This is a genomic window from Eikenella sp. HMSC071B05 (genome assembly GCF_001811325.1).
In the GTDB taxonomy this organism is placed as follows: domain Bacteria; phylum Pseudomonadota; class Gammaproteobacteria; order Burkholderiales; family Neisseriaceae; genus Eikenella; species Eikenella corrodens.
The window spans coordinates 1-2,110 of sequence record NZ_KV804542.1; the positions used below are offsets into that span (position 1 = coordinate 1).

A 2,110-nucleotide genomic window follows, 5' to 3' on the forward strand; every position below is an offset into this window, starting at 1 on the left:
ATGCAGAATAACGGCTCCATCCAGCCTTCAGGCAGCAGCCGGAAGTATCAATAACACGGTTGATTTTGATCTGATGACGCAGAAAAAAAGAGGGATGGAAAACCATCCCTCTTGTCGTTTTAATTGCGTTACCTGGTTCACACCATCAAAAACGGCAGCCCGTCCTTGATTTGCTGCTGTCCCGCCGGGCTGTCGGGCTTAAACTCTTCCTGATAATAACCGATGGTGTTGCTCACCGTCGGAATGCCGTATTCGTTGGTATAACGCACGGGCAGGTGTTGGTGGGCGTGGCCGTGAATGCAGGCTGCAAGCTTTTCAGGTAGCCTGATTTCCGCATCCTCTGCCCACCGTGCAGGCAGTACCGTGCCGTAGCCCAGGTCGGCATCGCCGAACAGGCGGCTGGTCGGGTGGTGGGTGAACAGGATGTTTTGTACGCCGGACGGGCTGGCACGCAGTGTGTCTTCGATAAAGCATACGCTTTGATGATGTGCCGCCAACACATCGCGGTACAGCAGTTTGGCGTAACGATTGCCGCGTTTGACCTTGATGTAGCGGTAGTCGCTCAATCTTTGCGCCACCGCATATTCGTCCCCATGCGCCACCTGATACCAAAACGGTGCGCCGATAATCTGCACGCGCCCGTTGTCGAGAGTCGCACACTGATTATGCAGGATGCTCATGTGCGCCTTCAGCATCGGGCTGCCGTCCAGAGCCGCCTGAATCCGTCCGACCGCCTTGTGTAGGGCGTCGCCGTAATACTCGTGGTTGCCCATCACATAAAACACTCGGTCAAAGCCGTTTTCTGCAATCACGCTTTCCAGAAACGGCACGAAATAGTGGAATTTTCTGGCCTCGGTCAAATCGCCGGCAATCATCAGCAAATTGTGTTGCGTTGCAGGCTGCCTGTTGCAACGGAACAGGGGACGGTAGATTGCGTCCAGCACATCGGTTTGCAGCAGCCCGCGTTTGTCGAACAGCCATTCCAAGTGGATATCGGAAATGTAGTTGAGTTGGACGGTGCGTGTCGGCATAAGAAGGCTTCCTAATTGAATGATGGATGAGCGTGAACCATCAACGCCGATACTCGGCGGCAATCGTGTCAAACGGTTTCAGATGGAATGATACAATACCGGCGAACCGTTTCCCATCTCCCGTTGCAGGCTACCTGAAACCCTATCCCCATGAAAATCCAGCTCCTTTCCGACACCCACGGCAGCACCTATGCCCTTCATCCCGAAGCCGATGTGATTGCCCATGCCGGCGATTTCGGCAACGGCTTGGCCGCCATGCGGCAGTTCCAGGCAGCCTGCAACGAGGCGGGCAAGCCCCATGTTTTTGTGCTGGGCAATCACGATTATTATCATGAAAACATGAGCGATGTGCGCCTGCAGTTGCGCGACGAACCTTATCTGCGCGCGGGCAAAACCGTGCAAATCAACGGCCGGACCTTTGTCGGCGGCACGCTGTTCAGCAACTTCAGGCAGCACCAGGTCAACGCCGGACAGTTTGAGCAAAACTGCAATTTGGCGCAGGTTTCCGTGGCTGATTTCGCCTATATTTTTGATTACCTGCCCAACAGCCAAAACGAGCGGCGCATCACGCCCGAGGACTATGTCCGCCTGTATAACGAAGAATGGGCGTGGATACAGCGGTTTCGCGGTGCTGCCGACACCATCGTCCTGACCCACTTCCCGCCGAATGCAGCCTGCACCGCCCCGCAGTTTGCCGAATCGCCGCTCAATCCCTATTTCATCAACGATGTCGATTTGACCGGCTTTGCCTACTGGTTTGCCGGGCACACGCACACGGCGATGGATGCCAATATTCAAGGCTGCCGCGTGGTCATCAACCCCTTGGGCTATCCCGACGAAATTGGGCGCAACGGTTATCGGGACGGGTGCTTGATTGAAGTGTAGCGCTTGCTTGGGGGAATTTCAGGCAGCCTAAGCAGGCGTGGTTGCCGCATAACATATCCATAGATTGGGCAAGGATTCAGTTCAATTTAAGATTCAAGCTTAAATTGAACTGAATTTATATCACATATCGCCCGCAGCCTATATTTGAGGCTGCCTGAAAATAATGTCTTGGCGCAGCCGAGGCTGAGTTTCTG

General features: G+C 54.5%; 2 protein-coding genes. One reads left to right on the forward strand and one right to left on the reverse strand.

Annotation, left to right across the window (positions count from 1 at the left end; translation table 11 throughout):
- Positions 1-137: 137 nt before the first annotated feature.
- Positions 138-1,031 (reverse strand): metallophosphoesterase, encoded by an 894-nt coding sequence (locus HMPREF2796_RS03600; protein WP_070631043.1) that lies wholly within the window; start codon positions 1,029-1,031, stop codon positions 138-140.
- A 150-nt stretch (positions 1,032-1,181) separates the two neighbouring features.
- Between HMPREF2796_RS03600 and HMPREF2796_RS03605 the strand changes: the two genes are divergently transcribed.
- Complete coding sequence (locus tag HMPREF2796_RS03605) at positions 1,182-1,916, forward strand: metallophosphoesterase (RefSeq protein ID WP_070631045.1); 735 nt, start codon at positions 1,182-1,184, stop codon at positions 1,914-1,916.
- Positions 1,917-2,110 lie beyond the last annotated feature (194 nt).

What these genes read in the sequence shown, in the direction of transcription:
- HMPREF2796_RS03605 (WP_070631045.1), top strand. Translation starts at nt 1,182, where the DNA reads ATGAAAATCCAGCTCCTTTCCGACACCCACGGCAGCACCTATGCCCTT.
- HMPREF2796_RS03600 (WP_070631043.1), bottom strand. Translation starts at nt 1,031, where the DNA reads ATGCCGACACGCACCGTCCAACTCAACTACATTTCCGATATCCACTTG.